The sequence below is a fragment of the Streptomyces sp. WAC 04229 genome (assembly GCF_003947455.1).
Taxonomy (GTDB): domain Bacteria; phylum Actinomycetota; class Actinomycetes; order Streptomycetales; family Streptomycetaceae; genus Streptomyces.
In genome coordinates, this window is sequence record NZ_QHJH01000020.1 from 1 (window position 1) to 17,217 (window position 17,217).

19 protein-coding genes are annotated in these 17,217 nt (G+C 73.2%); 1 reads left to right on the top strand and 18 read right to left on the bottom strand.

Annotated elements, in window-relative coordinates; genetic code table 11:
- Positions 1-297 precede the first annotated feature (297 nt).
- The 18 genes from DMH12_RS08550 to DMH12_RS08635 all read right to left on the bottom strand — a co-directional run bounded on the left by DMH12_RS08550 (position 298) and on the right by DMH12_RS08635 (position 14,682).
- Positions 298-2,193 carry a DUF2264 domain-containing protein gene (locus tag DMH12_RS08550; protein WP_125490946.1) on the bottom strand — a complete coding sequence of 632 codons (1,896 nt, stop codon included), beginning with the start codon at positions 2,191-2,193 and terminating at the stop codon, positions 298-300.
- A complete protein-coding gene (locus DMH12_RS08555) occupies positions 2,190-3,221 on the bottom strand; it encodes a hydroxyacid dehydrogenase (RefSeq protein ID WP_125490947.1) in 1,032 nt (343 codons plus the stop codon). The genes DMH12_RS08550 and DMH12_RS08555 overlap by 4 nt, the downstream gene beginning before the upstream one ends.
- Entirely contained in the window at positions 3,218-4,081 is an 864-nt protein-coding gene (locus DMH12_RS08560; RefSeq protein ID WP_125490948.1) for a carbohydrate ABC transporter permease, read from the bottom strand. Before DMH12_RS08560 ends, DMH12_RS08555 begins: the two co-directional genes overlap by 4 nt.
- A complete protein-coding gene (locus DMH12_RS08565; RefSeq protein WP_125490949.1) occupies positions 4,078-5,064 on the bottom strand; it encodes a carbohydrate ABC transporter permease in 987 nt (328 codons plus the stop codon). The genes DMH12_RS08560 and DMH12_RS08565 overlap by 4 nt, the downstream gene beginning before the upstream one ends.
- 24 nt (positions 5,065-5,088) lie before the next feature.
- On the bottom strand, positions 5,089-6,420 hold the full coding sequence (locus DMH12_RS08570; protein WP_125490950.1) for an ABC transporter substrate-binding protein: 1,332 nt from the start codon (positions 6,418-6,420) through the stop codon (positions 5,089-5,091).
- Positions 6,421-6,546: 126 nt separating this feature from the next.
- A complete protein-coding gene (locus tag DMH12_RS08575; RefSeq protein ID WP_260474143.1) occupies positions 6,547-7,698 on the bottom strand; it encodes a substrate-binding domain-containing protein in 1,152 nt (383 codons plus the stop codon).
- Positions 7,699-7,786: 88 nt separating this feature from the next.
- The gene (locus tag DMH12_RS08580; protein ID WP_125491005.1) at positions 7,787-8,080 is read right to left on the bottom strand and encodes a gas vesicle protein K; all 294 of its coding nucleotides are present in this window, start codon (positions 8,078-8,080) and stop codon (positions 7,787-7,789) included.
- Positions 8,077-8,325, bottom strand: coding sequence for a gas vesicle protein (locus DMH12_RS08585; RefSeq protein ID WP_125490951.1), 249 nt, complete (start codon positions 8,323-8,325; stop codon positions 8,077-8,079). The genes DMH12_RS08580 and DMH12_RS08585 overlap by 4 nt, the downstream gene beginning before the upstream one ends.
- Positions 8,322-9,161 (bottom strand): GvpL/GvpF family gas vesicle protein, encoded by an 840-nt coding sequence (locus tag DMH12_RS08590; RefSeq protein ID WP_125490952.1) that lies wholly within the window; start codon positions 9,159-9,161, stop codon positions 8,322-8,324. The genes DMH12_RS08585 and DMH12_RS08590 overlap by 4 nt, the downstream gene beginning before the upstream one ends.
- The gene (locus DMH12_RS08595) at positions 9,158-9,538 is read right to left on the bottom strand and encodes a gas vesicle protein (protein WP_125490953.1); all 381 of its coding nucleotides are present in this window, start codon (positions 9,536-9,538) and stop codon (positions 9,158-9,160) included. The genes DMH12_RS08590 and DMH12_RS08595 overlap by 4 nt, the downstream gene beginning before the upstream one ends.
- Positions 9,539-9,556: 18 nt before the next feature.
- A complete protein-coding gene (locus tag DMH12_RS08600; protein ID WP_125490954.1) occupies positions 9,557-10,447 on the bottom strand; it encodes an SRPBCC family protein in 891 nt (296 codons plus the stop codon).
- Positions 10,444-11,079, bottom strand: coding sequence for a hypothetical protein (locus tag DMH12_RS08605; RefSeq protein WP_125490955.1), 636 nt, complete (start codon positions 11,077-11,079; stop codon positions 10,444-10,446). Before DMH12_RS08605 ends, DMH12_RS08600 begins: the two co-directional genes overlap by 4 nt.
- Positions 11,076-11,354: a gas vesicle protein GvpG gene (locus tag DMH12_RS08610; RefSeq protein ID WP_125490956.1), complete on the bottom strand. Its 279-nt coding sequence runs from the start codon at positions 11,352-11,354 to the stop codon at positions 11,076-11,078. The genes DMH12_RS08605 and DMH12_RS08610 overlap by 4 nt, the downstream gene beginning before the upstream one ends.
- Before the next feature lie 4 nt (positions 11,355-11,358).
- Positions 11,359-12,123, bottom strand: a complete 765-nt coding sequence (locus tag DMH12_RS08615; RefSeq protein ID WP_125490957.1) for a GvpL/GvpF family gas vesicle protein — start codon at positions 12,121-12,123, stop codon at positions 11,359-11,361.
- The gene (locus DMH12_RS08620) at positions 12,120-12,596 is read right to left on the bottom strand and encodes a gas vesicle structural protein GvpA (protein WP_125490958.1); all 477 of its coding nucleotides are present in this window, start codon (positions 12,594-12,596) and stop codon (positions 12,120-12,122) included. Before DMH12_RS08620 ends, DMH12_RS08615 begins: the two co-directional genes overlap by 4 nt.
- A 36-nt stretch (positions 12,597-12,632) precedes the next feature.
- A complete protein-coding gene (locus DMH12_RS08625) occupies positions 12,633-12,950 on the bottom strand; it encodes a gas vesicle protein (RefSeq protein WP_125490959.1) in 318 nt (105 codons plus the stop codon).
- A 95-nt stretch (positions 12,951-13,045) separates the two neighbouring features.
- Positions 13,046-13,702: a bifunctional 2-polyprenyl-6-hydroxyphenol methylase/3-demethylubiquinol 3-O-methyltransferase UbiG gene (locus DMH12_RS08630; protein ID WP_185832208.1), complete on the bottom strand. Its 657-nt coding sequence runs from the start codon at positions 13,700-13,702 to the stop codon at positions 13,046-13,048.
- Positions 13,703-13,848: 146 nt separating this feature from the next.
- On the bottom strand, positions 13,849-14,682 hold the full coding sequence (locus DMH12_RS08635; protein WP_125490961.1) for a DUF899 family protein: 834 nt from the start codon (positions 14,680-14,682) through the stop codon (positions 13,849-13,851).
- 262 nt (positions 14,683-14,944) lie between these two features.
- On the opposite strand from DMH12_RS08635, the gene DMH12_RS08640 reads away from it, so the two are divergent.
- A complete protein-coding gene (locus DMH12_RS08640; RefSeq protein ID WP_185832209.1) occupies positions 14,945-17,122 on the top strand; it encodes a DUF1996 domain-containing protein in 2,178 nt (725 codons plus the stop codon).
- The last annotated feature ends 95 nt before the right edge of the window (positions 17,123-17,217 follow it).

Below are 17,217 nucleotides of genomic sequence, written 5' to 3' on the forward strand. Positions count from 1 at the left end.
GGGCATTACGGTGGGACACGAAGACCTCCGTGCGGTGCGTTCCTAGACAGCTCCACCACATCGGAGGTCTTCGCCATGTTCAAGACCCACCAGTGTCAACAACGCTCGTGATCAATACACCTAGGCCGTGTCCGCAAAGTCCGGCCTGCCCCGCGACGCCCGGCACGCACTCTCGCTGCACCGGGCGAAGCCCCGAGTACGCCCAGTACGAGGGGCTGCGCCCGGCACACCGAGAGCACGCACCGGGCGCCGCAGGGCCCGCCCTCCGGGCGGACGGCCGGACTTTGCGGACACGACCTAGCCCGCGGAGTGCGTCACCGCCACCGGACCGAACGAGACCCGGGTGCGGCCGCCGTCGTCCGCCCAGACCACGTCGACGTGGCTCCCACCCGGCACGACCTCCGTGACGGCCTCGGCGACCGCCACGTTCACGGGCTCACCGGTGAGTGCCGCCAGGCAGACGTGCAGGGTGGTCCCGCCGGTCTCGCCGGACAGCCGGGGCAGCTCTGCCCACGGCACGTACGCCGTGCCCTGCGGGGCACGCACCGTCTCGGTCCCGGGCAGCCAGCCGTGCAGTCCGTGCAGCGCGGAGACCAGGGGCTCCTCGGGGCCGGTGGCCCACCCGGTGTGCGTGACCCGGGCCCCCCGCGGCGCCCCGACGACCCGGTGCACCCGCAGTTCGTACGGACCCCGGGCCACCGTCACGCTCTCCACCCGCAGCCCCGGCACCATCGGGGCGCCGCCGGTGAAGACGGGCCGGTGCCAGGACGCCGCCCAGCCCCAGCCGTCGCCCTGCCCGGCGCCGAGCGGGTGGATGCGGCGCCGGACGCTGCCCCGGCCGCCCACCTCGACCGACAGGTGGTTGTCCGCGGCGTTCTCCCCGGCCGTGGGACCGGTCCGGGTCGAGTAGGCCTGCCGGCCGTAGTGCGGGTCGTCCTGGTCCGCCGACTCGCCCTCGTGCGGCCGCACATGGTCGCTGCCGTGGTTGTGCAGCCGGACGATCCCGTCCTCGCGCGTCGACTGCACCAGCAGCCCGGGCGCGGCGAGGGCGAGCACGCGGTCCGCCTCCTCCACCGGCGCCGGCTCCTCGGGCGCCGTCCACAGCGGGTGGCCGGCCGGGGCGAGGAGCGACACGAACGCCTTCGACGCCCAGTACGGGGAGGCCGGTCCCGAGTACGGCTGGAGCGTCGCCTCGTGCGGGCCGAACCACCCCAGGCTCAGCAGCCCCTCGTCGCTCAGCGCCCCGCGGTCCATGAAGTACCGCAGGCTGCCGCTCACCAGCCGCCGCGAGGCACCCGGCGACAGCGGGGTGTGCCCGGTCAGCGCGCCCAGGCCCACGGCGGACGACGCCGCGAAGCGGTAGGTCAGCGAGCGGCCGTAGTGCAGCGGCGCGCCGTCGGCGCCGAACATCAGGGCGAACCCTTCCAGGTGGGCCCGCAGCCGCTCCCCGTACCGGCCGAGGGCGTCGGCGTCGCCGCCGAGGTGGGCGTCGAGCACCGGGTACAGGTGCAGCGCCCAGCCGTTGTAGTGGTCGAAGGCGCGACCGTCGCCGTCGGCGTACCAGCCCCCGCCCCGGTACCAGCCCTCCATCAGCTCCAGCGCCCGCTCCCGTGCCGCGGCCGTCTCCGCGTCGCCGCGGCCGACCGACTCCAGGAACCCGGCGACCGTGTACGGGAACAGGTACCAGTTGTTCGGCGCCGGCACGTGCCGCAGCGCGCCGCGCAGCCACTCCTCGACCCGGTCCTGGACCCCGGAGTCGAGGTTCTTCCACAGCCACGGCGCGGTCAGCCGCAGCCCGAGCGCCACCGACGCCGACTCGACCATCGGCTGGCCCTGCACGTCGTGGTCGAGGATCAACGGCCAGGACTCGGTGTCGTCGCGGCCCGGGGTGAGGGTGCCCGAGGCGAGGCCGCGCGCGTAGCGGCCCAGCCAGTCGTGCGGGTCCGCGCCGTCGGCGCCCGCGACCCGGAAGGCGGCCGCGAGGAACGTGCGCGCGAAGCCTTCCAGGCCGTCGGAGCGCACACCGGAACGCGACGGGCGTCCCGGCAGGTCGAGCAGGGCGTTGCCCGGGGTGCTCCAGCGCCACGCGGCCCACAGCAGCCCGTCGGCGACGGCCTCCCAGTGAGCCCGGGTCCAGCCGGTGTACGGGCTCGACGCACGGTCCTCGGTGGGCAGTTCGAACGGGATGCTCATGCCAGGAACGCCAGCCTTTCGCGTCGTACGGGGTGGAGGAAGCCGGCTCCGGACGCCCAGCGGGTCGTCTCGGCGAGCGCGAGGTCGGCCAGGCGGCGCCACTCGTTGCCCTCGGAGCCGGCGAGGTGCGGGGTGATCAGGGCGTGCTCGCAGTCCCACAGCGGATGGTCCGGCGGCAGCGCCTCGGGGTCGGTGACGTCCAGCACGGCCCGGATCCGGCCGGCCACGACGGCGTCGGTGAGCGCCTCCTGGTCGACGACCGCCCCGCGGGAGGTGTTGATCAGCACCGCGTCGGCCGGCATCGACTCGATCAGCGCGCGGCCGACCAGCCCACGGGTGGTGGGCAGCAGCGGGGTGTGCACGCTGACGGTGTCGCAGCGCGCGAACAGTTCCGGCAACTCGACGCGTTCCACGCCGAGTTCGGCGGCCTCCGCGTCGCTCACGTACGGGTCGTGCAGCAGTACGCCGATGTCGTGCGGCCGCAGCAGTTCCACGACCCGGCGGCCGATCAGCGAGGCCGACAGGATGCCGACCGTGCGCCGGTAGTTGCCGACGCCGCGCGAGGTGCGCAGCCAGTTGCCCCGGGTCCGGGTGGCCCGGTAGTCGCGGGCCCGTTCCAGCACCCGCTTGCCGCTGAGCAGGATCATGCCCAGGGTGTACTCCGCGACCGGCAGCGCGTTGGCCGCGGCGGCCGAGGAGACCTCGACGCCCCGCTCCCAGCAGGCGTCGGTGACATGCCCGCGGACACTGCCCGCCGTGTGCACCACGGCCCGCAGCGCCGGAGCCGCCCGCAGCACGTCCGCGTCCAGCGGCGGACAGCCCCAGCCGGTGATCAGCAGGTCCACGTCGGCCAGCACCGACCGGGCCCGCGGGGTGGACAGGTCGTCCAGCACCGGGAACGGCGCGAGTTCGCAGACCCGGCGGAACGCGCCGAGCGACTGGGGGTCGAGGACGGCCGAGGCGGCGTCCGGGGACATGGCCACGGCGGCACGGGGCCGGAAGCCGGGTCCGGGGGCGTACGGGGTCACTTGACGGCTCCGGCGGTCAGGCCGCTGCGCCAGAATCGCTGGAGCAGCACGAAGGCGAGGATGAGCGGCAGTACGGCGAGCAGTGAACCCATGATCACCACGGGGTAGTACTCCGGCGACACGGACGCCGAACTGTTCCACTGGTACAGGCCGAGACTGACGGGATACAGGTCCTGGTCGGACAGCATCACCATGGGCAGGAAGAAATTGTTCCAGATCGCGGTCAGCTGGAAGAGGAAGACGGTGATCAGGCCCGGCCCCAGCATCCGCAGTGCCACCCGGACGTACGTGGTCAGCTCGCCCGCCCCGTCCACGCGCGCCGCCTCCAGCACCTCGTCGGGCACGTAGCCCCGCGCGAAGATCCGGCCCAGGTAGACGCCGAACGGGTTGAACAGTACCGGGATGAACACCGCCCAGAAGGTGTTCACCAGACCGGCCTCGGACGCCATCAGGTACAGCGGCAGCGCGAGGACCGTCTGCGGCACCATGACCGCCGCCAGCACCAGCCCGAACAGCTTCTCCTTGTGCCGGAAGCGGTACTTGTCGAAGGCGTAGCCGCAGGCCACGCTCACCAGCGCGCCCAGGGCCGCCCCGAGGACGGCGTACAGCAGGCTGTTGACGTACCAGCGGCCGTACAGCCCGCCGTCCATGGCGAACAGGTCGCCGAGGTTCTGGAGGAACGAGAAGTCGCTCAGGGAGAGCAGGTCGCTGCTGAACAGGGCGTCCCGCGTCTTGCCGGCGGCGAGCACCAGCCACAGCACGGGCAGCAGCGTGTAGAGGACGGAGACGGCGACGACCGCGTTGACCGTGAGGCGGCCCAGCAGTCTCGGGCGGAGCAGCGAACTGTCGGTGGCGCTCATCGGGCCTCCTCGGCGTCGGCGCGGCTGGTGAAGCGGGTGACGCCGTAGGACAGGGCGATGGTGCACACCAGCAGGACGACCGAGGCGGCCGCCGCGAGACTGTAGTTGTTGCGGGTGAAGGCCGCGTCGTAGATGTACATGCTGGGCGAGAACCGGGAGTTGATCATCGGGGAGGACTGGCTGAGCAGCATCGGCTCGGTGAACAGCTGGAGCGCCCAGATCAGGGTGAAGATCGCCACCATCACGATGGACGCCCGCACCAGCGGCGTCTTGACCTGGAGCGCGGTGCGCACCGGCCCCGCGCCGTCCACGACGGACGCCTCGATCACCTCGCGCGGCACGGCCTGGAGCGCGGCGTAGAAGACCACCATGTTGTAGCCGAGGTTGCTCCACAGCGCGATGTTCACGATGGACGGGATCACCGTGTGCACGCCCAGGAAGTCGATCGTGATGTCGCCCTTCGCGAACAGCTCGATGACCGGACTGATGCCGGGCGTGTACAGGTACAGCCAGATCAGCGCGGCGATGATGCCGGGCACCGCGTGCGGCAGGAACAGGCCGAGCTGGGCGAAGGCGCGCAGCCGGACCACGCCGGAGTCCAGCAGCAGGGCGAGGACGAGCGCGCCGGCCACCATCAGCGGGATGTAGATCAGGCAGTACAGGGCGACCGTGCCGAGCCCGCCGAGGAAGGTGGGGTCGGTGAGCACGGCGGCGTAGGAGCGCAGTCCGACGAAGACCGTTCGCTCGGGGCCGAAGCCGAGCCCGGGCTGGTCGTCGCTGTAGAAGCTGAGGTAGACGGCGGTGCCGACGGGGATCAGGAAGACGGTGACCAGCAGGGCGAAGAACGGCGTCATCAGGACGCCGCAGGCGGCCAGTTGGCGCCGCTTGGCGGCTCTGCGGGCGCGGATGCCGGAGGCGGAGGGCTCCGGGGCGGCGGCGCGGGTCGCGCCGGCCGGCACCCGTGAGTGGGTCGTCGTGGTCATGGGTGTCACCTGCCTTTCGTCGGCTCAGGTGCTGCGCTGGGTGGTGGACAGGCCGAGGGCCTTCAGGTCGGGCATGGTGCCCTCCTGCGCGGTGCGCAGCGATTCGACGAGGCTGCCCTGGCCGCCGCCGACGCGGGCGAACGAGTCCTGCATGACCTTCTGGGTCGCGCTCATCCTCGGCCCCCACAGCCACTGCTCGCCGATCTTCTCGGCCTCCTGCTCGAACAGGGTGTAGATGTCCTGCCCCCCGTAGTACGAGCGGTCGAAGGCGTCCCGCCCCACCGGCACCAGGCCGGGTGCGGCCGGGTACTGGCTGCTGGTGCCGCTGGAGAGGCGGGCGCGCAGCGCGTCGGGGTGGGAGACCTGCCACTCGATGAACTCCATGGCGGCCTCGGGGTGCCGGCTGTCCTTGGTGACCGCGAAGGTCGATCCGCCGTGCGTGCCGGCGGACGGACTGCCGGTGTCCCACTGCGGCAGCGGCGCGATCCGCCACTGGCCCTTCTGCCCGGGCCGGGCGTTCATCTGCGCGCCGGCGTCCCACGCGCCGCTGAGCCGGGTGAGGACCAGCCCGTTGCCGATCTGCGCGTCGGACTGCCGGCTCTCGACCGCGTTCATGAAGACGTGGTCGCGGTCGATGAGCCGCTGCCAGTAGTCCGCGACCCGCCGGGACGGCGCGTCGGCGAGGGACACGTTCCAGGCGCCCCGGGAGGTGTCGAACCACTGGGCGCCCGCCTGCCAGGCGTAGCAGGCGAACTGCGTCATCCCGTCGGTGGGGAAGAGCACCAGCCGCCGGTCCGGTGCCTTGCGGCGCACGGTCGCGGCCTGCTCGGCGAACTCGTCCCAGGTGCGCGCGACGTCGAGGCCGTAGCGGTCGAACAGGTCGGCGCGGTAGTGCATGACCATGGGTTCGACGTCCAGCGGCACGGCGAACACGCGGTCCTCGAACGTGGTCAGTCCGAGCGCCTGCGGCAGCAGCTTGCGGCGCAGGCGCTCGCTCACCAGGTCGGTGATGTCGCGTGCGACTCCGTCGATGGCGTACCCCGGGACCTGCGGATACTCGATGGTGGCGATGTCGGGCGCGTTGCCCGCCCGGGCGGCGTTGCTGAGCTTGGCGTAACCGCCCTGCCCGCCGGAGGGGATCTGCTGGAAGTCGACCTGGATGGTGCGGTGTGTGCGGTTGAAGGCGTCGACCACCTCCTGGCTGCCGCGCAGGGCGGACCAGAAGGTGACGCGCGTGGTGGTTCCGGTGCGGGCCGACGATGCCCCGTTCCCCCCGCTGCAGGCGCTCACGGCTCCTGTCAGGGGTACGGCGGCCATCGCGGCGAGCACGGACCGACGGCTCTGTCGTCCGGGCATGGCGCCTCCCGCGGCTCCTGCGTGTCCGCGGGGGTGCGGCCACGACTGTTCGGGACACGGGAATCCTGAACGCCCCGACTCAAACGGTCAAGAGATCGATCAGAAGAAAATTAAACGCTCAAACGCTCACTTGGTCGGCTGTCCGGTCGGCTGCCCGGTCGGGTGTCCGGCCGACAGCTCGGTCAGCTGCCCGGACAGACTCTCGGTCGAGCCGCGCACCATCAGCCGCGGCAGCAGCTCGACGCGCCGGCCCGGCCGGGTCCCGGGTGCTTCGGACAGTCGCTGGAGCAGCAGCTCCGCCGCCATGCGCCCGACCTCGGCCTTCGGCGGCGCCACGGCCGTCAGCGGCGGCGAGCCGAGCCCGGCCACCACGTCGTCGTACGCCACGACCGAGCAGTCCTCCGGCACCCGCACCCCCTCCTCCGCCAGCCGCTGGACGATCATCAGCGCGTCCACGTCGCCGTGCAGCACCATGGCGGTCGCCCCCAGCTTGCGCGTCAGCGCGGGCGGCTCGGCCGTCTCGTCCGCCGTGTACGGCCCGTCCACCCCGGCCTCCGGCGAGACGAGGGTCCAGGCCCACTGCTCCACCAGGGGATGGGCCCCCGCGATCTCGGTGAACGCGGCGCGCAGCGAACGGGCCGTCGGACTGTCGTGCCGCGTGGCGAACACGATGCGCCGGTGACCGAGGCCCACCAGGTGCTCCACCGCCAGGTGCGCGCCGTACCAGTGATCCGAGCACACCGAGTCGAGGGCGTGCAGCGCGCTGCCCCGCCACGGGCGGCGCTCCATCAGCACCGTCGGCACCCCGGTACCGGCGAGCCACTCGTGGTCGGCCGCCTCCTCGGCCCGGCCGCGCCAGCGGGGGGCGATCAGCAGCCCCTGTGCGCCGTCCGCCAGCGCCCGCTCCACCAGGGGCCGTTCGGCACCGGAGGCCTGCGGCGCGAGGTGCAGGGCGATGCGCAGCCCCGACTCCTCCAGGACCGTGCGCGCGCCGTGCAGGGTCTCGGTGAGGTACGAGTGCCGCACCGGAACCACCACCGCCACCCGGTCCCCGGCCGCCCCGCCCGTCTCCGCGGGCGCCTCCCGGTCCGGCAGCGTGGACCGGACGACCCCGTGCCCGCGCGCCAGCCGGCCCTCACGCGTCAGCTCCTCCACGTCCCGGCGCACGGTGACCACCGAGACCTGCAACTCGTCGGCGAGGTCCCGCACCCGCGCGGTACCGCGCGCCTGCACCGCCGCCAGGATCCGCTGGCGCCTGAGATCGACCGGCTCCCGCATCAGGTCTCCCCACCCGTGAATGTTCGTTTGAGCGATTCTTCGCCATCATAGCGATCGCTCGTGCGGGGTGCCCGTGCGTTCCCGGGGCCTAGGGATCGGGATCGGCGAGGAGGGGACCCAGCGGACCCAGGTCGAGGTTCAGGTCGGCACGGCTCAGGCCGTGCTGGGCGCACAGGTCGTCCATCCGCTCGTCGAGCAGCATGAGCGCCGTGCCGAGCCGGTCCTCCTGCGCCGCGCTGAGGGTGCCCTCGTCGAAGCGGCGCACGGCCTGGCGCTCCATGAGCTGGCGCAGCAGCTCGACGACCGTGAGCACCAGGGCGGCCAGGTCGTTCGTGACCCGCTCGGGGTCGAGGTCGAGGGAGTGCTCCCGGCGCCCGGTCACAGCGGACCGCTGTCCGGCCACGGAGCGGGCACCCGCTCGCTCACCGACGCCAGCAGCGCGTGCAGGGAGATCCGCACCAGCGGCACGTCCGCGATGGCCAGGACCAGGTCGCCGCTGACCACGACCCCGGTCGCAAGGACCCGGTCCAGCAGGTCGACGAGGGGCACCCCGACCGGCGCGTACTGCTCCGGGCCGCCCCAGGGTACGGGCGCCGGGCCCGGCGTACGGGTGTCCGCGACCGTCATGCGGGGACCTCCCGGCCGGGGCGTGCGTCCGGTGCCTCGTCCCAGCGCGCGAAGGAGTACGGGATCCACGGTCCCGACGCGTCGGCCCGTACGGCAGGATGCCGCCCCTCGGCGGTGAGCCCGGCCAGGGCGCGGGTGAAGGCGGCGCGGTCGGCGTCCTCCACCAGGTAGGCGGCGTTGAGGAGCTGCGGGGTGCGGCGGCCCGTCAGCCGCTCGCTCTGCGGCCGGTGCCGGGTCGCGGCGACGGCGTACCGCCGCAGCTCCGCGTCGACGGCCTCCGCCTCGGCCCGCGCCCTGCCGTGCGCCTGCTGCCGGTCGCGCCGCCGAGCGCTGGCCCGGCTCAGGTAGGCACGGCCACCGGAGCCGGTGCCGGGGCCGGCTGGGGCCGGGGGGAGGTCGTCCGGCGTTCCCTCGGCGGCGTGCACCTTCACCGCCCACTCGGTGCGGTTCCGGAGACGGTCGAGCAGCGCCTCCAGCACCGGCCGCCGGTCGGAGACGGCCCGTACCGCCGACCGGTCGCCGCGGTACAGCGTCGCCATCGGCAGGGGTACGACCGCACCCCGCCCCGCCGCGGCCTCGACGGCCCGGTGGTGGGCGCGGGCGCAGCGTTCCAGGTCGGTGGGCCGGTTGAGGCGTTCCGCCAGGGCCTCCTGGTCGAACAGGGCCGCGGGGACGTCCTGGACGACCAGGCACAGACCGCCGCCCGCGTCGAGCGCGCGCAGCGGACCGCCCTCCTCGTGACCGGTCGCCGAGGCGAGCGCGGCGGGGTCCGGCGGAGTACCGGTGACGGCGAAGGCGCAGACGATGCCGGGCTCCACTCCCTCGTCCGCGCTCACCGAACGGCTCCCGACGTCTCCTCGACCGCGGCCGTCACGCCGTCCTCCTCGTCGTGCTCCAGGGCGTCGTCCAAGGCGTCGAGCCGGGCCCGCAGACGCGCGTTCTCCTCGGCGAGAGCGTCCCGCGCGGCCCGGGACGACAGGGCCGGGTCGGTCTCCCACCAGTCGATGCCCGCCTTCTTCGCGGTGTCCACCGAGGCGATGAACAGCCGCAGCCGGATGGTGAGGAGTTCGATGTCGAGGAGGTCGATCTTGATGTCGCCGGCGATGACGATGCCCTTGTCGAGGACCCGTTCGAGGAGGTCGGCGAGGCTGCCGGTGGCGGGCGGACAGGCCAGGGGGTCGGAGTCCGCGTACCGGTGGTCGATGTCGGTCACCGGACGCTCCCCGCCCCGTCAGCGGCGTCGGCGGGCACGGCCGTCGTCCTCGTACTCGTCCTCGTACTCGTCCCCGTCGTCCTCATCGTCTTCGTACTCACCGTCCTCGTCCTCGTAGTCACCGTCCTCGTCTTCGTCCTCCTCGTCGTCCGCGTACTCGTCCTCCTCGTCGCCGTTCTCCTCCTCCAGGGCCTCCTCGTGGGTCCGGACGACCTCGCCGTCACGGATCTCGCCGCGCCAGCCCTCGACCTCCTCCTCGTCCACCAGCGTCACGTGCCGCGCGAAGTGCTTCAGGTCCAGCCGCAGCCGGCGTCCCTGGGCGCGCCAGAGGTTGCCGGTCTTCTCGAAGAAGCCCGACGGGTAGTACTCGCAGACCACGACCACCCGGGTCAGCCGGGGCGCCAGCTCGTGGAAGCTGACCACGCCGCGCGTGCTGCCCTTGGCGCCCTCGGAGGTCCACACGATCCGCTCGTCGGGGACCTGCTCCTGGACGGTCGCCTTCCAGCTGCGGCTGGACGGGCCGACCTTGAGGTTCCAGTTGCTGGTCACCTCGTCCTCGGCGCTGACGCTGCGGACGCCCTTGGTGAAGTCGCTGAACTCCTGGAGCTGGGTCCACTGGTCGTAGACGACGCGCAGGGGGACGCCGATGTCGACGACCTCCATGATGTGCGTCGCCTTGATACTGCCGGCGCCGCTCTTGCCACCGCCCCCGCGCTGGGAGCCGCCGTTACCGCCGCCGCCGTTGCCGTTGCCGTTTGCGGAGGCGGTGAGGCGATCGGTGAGGCCGCCGATCCGTTCCCCCGCCTTGCCTACGAGGCTGTGCCCCCGGGCGGAGAGGTACCCGCCGAGGGCGTCCTTGAGGCCCCCGAGAGGGGACGGCGTGTCCTGGTCCTGCCGGTCGGGGGTCATCCGCGTCCCCCTCCCCGCCTGCGTGAACCGGCGGTCTTCTTCGCGGGAGCCGCCTTCTTCGCGGGCGCGGTCTTCGCCGCCTTCTTCGCTGGCGCGGCCTTCTTCGCCGGGCTCTTCGCGCTCTTCTTCGCGGTCTTCTTGGCCGTCTTCTTCGCCGGAGGCGCGGCCTTGCGCGGCGGAGCCTTCTTCACCGTGCGCCGACGCGGCTCGGGCTCGGGCTCGGGCTCGTGGTCCTCCTCCTCGTCCTCCTCGTCGAAGTAGGCGTCCTCGTCCTCCGTGTCCTCGTCCGGGCCCTCGTCGTCCCTGTCGTCCCTCCGGCCCTCGCCGGTGAGCGCGTCGGTACGGTCGCGGAGGGAGTCCGCGAGACCGATGAGCCGTCGGTTCGCCGCGGCGGTGGCGGCCGCGCGCCCGGCGGTCAGCAGTTCCCCGCGCAGCTGCTCGGTGAGTTCGCGGATCTGCGGCGCCTGCTGGAGCCCGCCCAGTCCCTGGGAGAGCAGGTCGCCCGGCGACAGGCCGATGCGCCGCCCCGCGAGGTAGGAGCCGACCGCGAAGGCGAGCTTGGCCTTCTTCGTGCGCCCCAGGAGGTATCCGCCTGCCATGGCTGCCGCCAGGGCCGTCTTGCTGTCGCTCATGCGTGCCTTCTCTGCGCTCGGTCCATGGTGGTCGTAGGGCCGCCCTGACGGGCCCGGCGTTCGAGGCGGGCGAGCAGCCGCTCCTCCTCCCGTTCGAAGACGGCCTCGTCGATGGCGCCTTCGTCCAGGGCCCGGTTCAGCGAGGCCAGCCTCGCCTGCACGGCGCGCGGGTCGTGGACCTGGCGCCGGGCCTCCTGGAGCAGGTGGTCGGCGATCCACGCCGTGCCGCGCACCGGCGCGAGGGGCAGCAGGAGGAGCCCGCTCACGATGCCCACCCCGTCACCGCCCCGCCGTCGCGGGACGCGGTTCGACGAAGCTGTAGCAGGGCAGGGGGCCGGTCACGCTGAGCGCCAGCCGGTCCCCGCAGGCACGGGCCACCGCGTCCACCGCCTCCCGGAACCGGCGCTCCTCGCCCGCGCGCAGCAGGAACGACGCGCTGAGCACCTGATCGCCGTCGGTCGTGCCCCCGGCCGTGCGCACCGCCAGCGGCGTCAGACGGTCCAGGACCTCCCGCGCGGCGCGCCGTGCCTCCCGGCGTACGCCGAGCGCGAGCGCCTCTCCCAGCCGGACGTTGGCCTCGTAGTCGGGACGGCGCCGGGTCCGCAGCGCCATGGACCGCAGGCTCTCGTCGCGGCGTACCAGATCGGCGAAGTGGCCTGGCACCACCGTGCCCTTGACGTTGAGTTCGACGCATCCCCGCACCTCTTCGAGCTGCCGCGTCAAGTGGGCCGAGTCTGCGCGCAGTTGGTCGAGCAGGGCGTCGGTCCGGGGGCTGAGCACCGCGAACCGCATGGGCAGCAGCGGCCCCTGCGCCGCCAGTTCGTCCAGGACGGCCTGGTGGGCATGCAGGTCGCGGCGCCGGGGCAGGAGCCGCGCCGGCGCGTCCGACACCGCGGCGCACAGGCCGGAGTCGGTCAACAGCCGCACCGGGGCGCCGTCGACGCCGGGGGAGCGGGGGGCGCGGATCCCGGCGGGCGTGATGCCGTAGACGTAGAGCGACTTCAGCTCGGAGCCGGTGGCGGTGGTGGTGACGGGCGCGGTCATGCGTCCTCCCTACGGGTGCGGCGGCGGGGTCGGTCGCGCGGGCGGTCCTCCTCGGTACGGCGGCGTGCCGAGGAGGACCGCCCGCGGGGGAGTGCTTCCTCCTCGTCCGTCTCCTCGTCCGTGTCCTCGTCCGGCGCGAGGGCGTCGCGCACCTTGTCGGTCAGCGAGCGCGCCGTCCGCTTCGCGCCCGCCCTGCCGACGGACTTGGCGACGGGGCCGCCGAACAACTCGGGCACGGTCTTGGAGCGCGCGTCGTGCTCCAGGTCCAGCCGGTTGCAGGCCTCGGCGAACCGCAGGTAGGTGTCGACGCTCGCGACCACGATGCGCGCGTCCACCTTGAGGATCTCGATGCCGACCAGGGAGACGCGCACGAAGACGTCGATCACCATGCCGCGGTCGAGGATGAGTTCGAGGACGTCGTAGAGGGTTCCGGCGCGGGGCGCGCAGATGACCTCGTCGTCGTACGTGATCATGCGGTGGTCCTTCCGGGTACGCGCCTCACCGTCGGCTCACTGGTCCTGGGCGCCGCGCCGGTAGCGCGCGATCCTGCGGTACTGCACGAGGCCGCCCGCGGAGTCCAGTTCGACCTCGTAGGTGGCGAGCAGACTGGTGGTGTCCGGAATGCGGGCGACTTCGAGCGCGTCCACGTTGACGATCCAGCCGTCGTCCTCGCTGCGGCACACCGCGGAGACGCCCTCCAGGTGGTGCCGGATCAGCTCGGAGAGGGCGTCCGCGGCGCGCCGGGCCGCGTCCCGGGCATCGCGCACGGGACGTTCCCGGGTGGCGGTGGAGGTCGTGCGGCGCCGTCGCTCGCCAGGCTCTGTCATGCTGCCCACTCTGGCCGCGGGGCCCGGTGCGCGCGTGCGGGGTTACCCCATCCGGGGCGGTGCCGGAGCCGGCCGCCTGCCGCGGGACCGGTGGGTCAGGCGTCCGGCGCGGTGGCGGCCGGGCGGCGGCAGTGCAGGAAGAGGTGCGGTTCGGGCCGGGCGTCCGGGTGGGCGGGGGTGAACAGCGTCGCCTCCTCCGTCACCACCTCCAGACCGGCCTCCTCGGCCACGGTGGCGAGGGCCTGCGCGGTGAAGCTGGTCACCCGCACCGGCTGTCCCATGAAGACGGCGTCGACGCCCTCCACGTCCAGCGGCACGGTCGCCAGCACCAGGTAACCCCCCGGCTTCAGCACCCGCGCCAGACGCCCGATGAGCGCCGCCTGCTCCCGCCGGTCCAGCTGGAGCAGCGAGAAGTACATGCAGACGGCGTCGAACGAAGCGTCCTCTAGCGGTACGTCGTGGATGTCGGCGCACCGGAACGTGGCCTCCGGGACCTGCCGGGCCGCCAGCTCGACCATGACCGGCGAGACGTCGACGCCCAGTACGTCGTGGCCGGCGGCCGCGAGGGTCTCGGCGGTGGGGCGGCCGGTGCCGCTGCCCACGTCCAGCACCCGGCTGCCCGGCGCGAGCCGCCCGAGCAGCCACTCCAGCGAGCGCCGGTGCGTCCTCGACCCGGCGAATGCCTTCTCGTACTCGGCGCCCAGCGCGTCGAAGGCGGCGGCGGGGTGCGGCCGGTGCTGGTCGTCGGTCACGACGGGTCCCTTCGCTGCGCTGAGGCGGTGCCGTCCGCATCGTTCCACCGGGACCGAGCCGCCGACAAGGACCCCTGCGGGCGAACGGCGCCCAGATCGCGCCGTCCCCTCGGCCCGCTCCGGCTCGTCCCGCCCAGCACTGCGGCTCAGCGCTCGGGCTCGGTAGGCGGGCCGGTGCCGGTGGCCCCCAGGTCGTCGGAGCGGCCGGCGTCGACGCGTGGCCAGTGTGCCGTGGGGCGTCCGCCCTGCCCGTCCCGGAGCGGCCGCCAGTCCGGGGCCCCGCTGAGAGTCCGCGTGGCCTGTCCGAGGCGCGGCCGGCCCGCCGGTGAGTCCTCCCACGCCTCCTGACGCCCGAACGCCGTGAGGTCCATGAGTGCGTAGCTGTAGTCCACCGCCTCCGCCCCACGGCGTCTGGTCCAGTACGTCTCGAAGACACGGTCGCCGTCGCGCAGGTAGCACACCAGGTGGAACAGGCCCGGCTCCCGGCCGACCAGGAGCGTCTCGAGCGAGGGCTGCGCGGAGTACCACGGCATCGTCCAGCCCATGAAGGCGCGATAGCGGAGGCTCTCCTCGTAGGAGGTCTCCGCGTCCGCGAAGCCGTAACTGACGTTCCGCCCCTGGGAGAACACGGCGAAGGTGATGTCGCGGGAGTGGAGATAGGCCAGCTCACCCACGTGGCTCATCACCCAGGTGCAGCCTTCGCACTGCTCGGCAGCGGGCCGCCCGGGCCACCACATGAAGTAGTAGGCGATCATCTGGCGTCGCCCCTCGAACGCGTCCAGGAGCGTCACGGGGCCGTCGGGTCCCAGCAGGCGGCTGTCCGCGGCCACCTCGACCATCGGGAGCCTGCGGCGCGCGGCGGCGATCGCGTCCCCTTCGCGGGTATGGGCCTTCTCCCTGGACCGCAACTCCTCCAGCCGCTGCTCGAAGGTCGCGCGGTCGACCACCGGCGGATGTGTCTCACTCGGCTTCTCGGACATCAGCGGCTCCTGGGATCACTCGTGGTGGCGTTCCGTTCGTGCCTCGCTGTCCCTGCCCCTTCCATCCTCCTGCCGCTGCCGTCCGACGCCCAAGCCCCTCGATCGGACCACTCGGCGCACGTCGACAGGACAGGGCGGCCAGATCGGTGACGGACGAGGTCGGGCCCCGCCGCGGCGCGCCCGCGAGGTGAGGGATTCCTGAGAATCCCGGGGACGGCTGAACGCTCCGGCCCGCTCCTCCGTATGGAGCCGGGGGCATTCCATGCCCGAGTCCGTCACGACACAGGAGCACGCCTTGGGACACAACAGGCGCAGACGCCCGACCGGGGCGCGGCGCGCGACCTTCGGAGCGGTCGCGCTGATACTGGGGGGCGGCGGCCTGGTGGCCGTGAACGTCTTCGCCTCCGCGACCGAATCCGGCAACAACGCCGTTCCCCTGGGCAGTTCCGGCGTCGCGGCGACCGTCGACTGCCCCGACCTGACCGAGCGGCTGACCACCGTGCCGGAACCCGCCAGGCAGGAGGTCGACACCGAACTGGCCCAGCTCGACGAGCAGATCGCCACCGCGTACCGCCAACTCCAGGAAGCCGCCCGCACCGCGGACGACGGCTCCCTCGACGAGGCCGCCATCCTGGACCCTCTGAAGGAGGACCGGGCGGCGACCATCGAGCGCATCGCCGCCGCCGTCGCCAAGGCCGGGGACCGCCCCGAGGGACTGGACACGCTCGCGGAGTGCACGCTGCGCCGCACCGAGGTCGCGACGGAGCCGGCGCAGAGCGGCAGCCCGGAGCAGCAGGACCAGGGACAGGACCAGGGACAGGACCAGCAGCAGGGCGGGGACGACGGCGGCGCGGCCGGGAACGGCGGCCAGGCGGGCAACGGCCCGGTGGCGGCCGACTACGCCGACATCAAGTCCGTCCAGCCCAACGTGGTGAAGGCACCCCGCCAGAAGAGCGCCTCGAACGGCTCCTTCAGCACCAGCTGCGGTGTCAACGCCGAGGGCCTGTTCAACTCGGACAACCTCATCGCCGCCCCCGGCGTCGGAAACGGCGCCCACCACTTCCACGACTACGTCGGCAACCAGGACAGCAACGCCTTCTCCAGCGACGAGGACCTGGCCGCCGCCGAGACCAGCTGCGCGGACCAGGGCGACAAGTCCTCGTACTACTGGCCCGTGATCCGCCTCCAGAACGGCACCGCCGAGCAGGACGCCCAGTCACCCGGCGGCGGCATCGAGGGCAACGCGGGCGAGATCGTCACACCGGCCGAGGTCACGCTCACCTTCGAGGGCAACGAGCGCGGCAAGGTCACGCAGATGCCGCGCCTGCTGCGCATCATCACCGGTGACGCGAAGGCGTTCGTCAACGGCAACGCCAACGCGAACGCCTCCTGGAGCTGCACCGGCTTCGAGGACCGGCAGCTGAAGGATAAGTACCCGCTCTGCCCCTCCGGCAGCGACGTGGTGCGCACCTTCACCTTCCAGAGCTGCTGGGACGGCCGCAACATCGACAGCGCCAACCACCGCACCCACATGGCCTTCGCCACCGCCGACGGCGGCTGCCCGGAGGGCTTCAAGGCGGTCCCGCGGCTGGTCCAGCGGGTCGTGTACGACGTGGACGCGCCCAGCCTCCAGGACGGCGGCCGGACGGTCCCGTTGTTCGCCGTGGACTCCTTCCCCGAGCAGCTGCACAAGCCCGTCACCGACCACAGCGACTTCATCAACGTCTTCGACGAGGGCCTGATGCGGGAGATGACGGACTGCATCAACTCCGGCCGCGAGTGCGGCGCGGACACGCCTCCGCCGGGCTCCGACCCGGGCCAGGGCGAGGACCCGGGCCAGGGTGAGGACCCGGGAGCCTCCGAGGCGCCGGACGACGGCAAGGGCGAGGAGCAGCCCGGCGGCGGCGACGGCGGCGAGCAGCCCACCGCGCCGCCGGCCGAGCAGACCGCCACGGCCTCGGCACCCGCCGAATCCGGCCAGGACGGCGGTCAGGACGGCCAGGACGGCCGCGACGAGCAGAACGGCAACGGGAACGACGATCCGGCCCCCGGGCAGGACGACGGCCGGGACGACGGGCAGAAGGAGGAGCCGAACCAGGGGCAGAACGGCGGCCAGGACGACGGGCGGAACGAGGGACAGAACGACGCGGAGCAGTCCGCGCCCCCGGCCGCCGGCCAGGACGCCGACGCTTCCCCGAGCGCCGCGCCCAAGGCCGCCACGACACCGGCGGACGCCCCGGGCGACGCGGGCAGCGCCGTGCCGGCCCCCGAGGCCACCCAGGGCGACGGCGGCGGCGCCGCACCGCAGGCGCAGGCGCAGGCGCAGGGCGGACTCGCCGAGACCGGCTCCGGCCTCGGACTGTGGCCCGCCGCGGTCGGCGGCGTCCTCTTCGCGGGCGGCTGCGTGCTGCTGATCCGTTCCAGGCGGCGCACGCTCTGACGCGGACTTCGGCACCGGTGTGACGACGGGCGGGCGGGACTTCTCCCGCCCGCCCGTCGAGCGAACTGGCTCGTTTCGGATGTTGCCAAGGGATT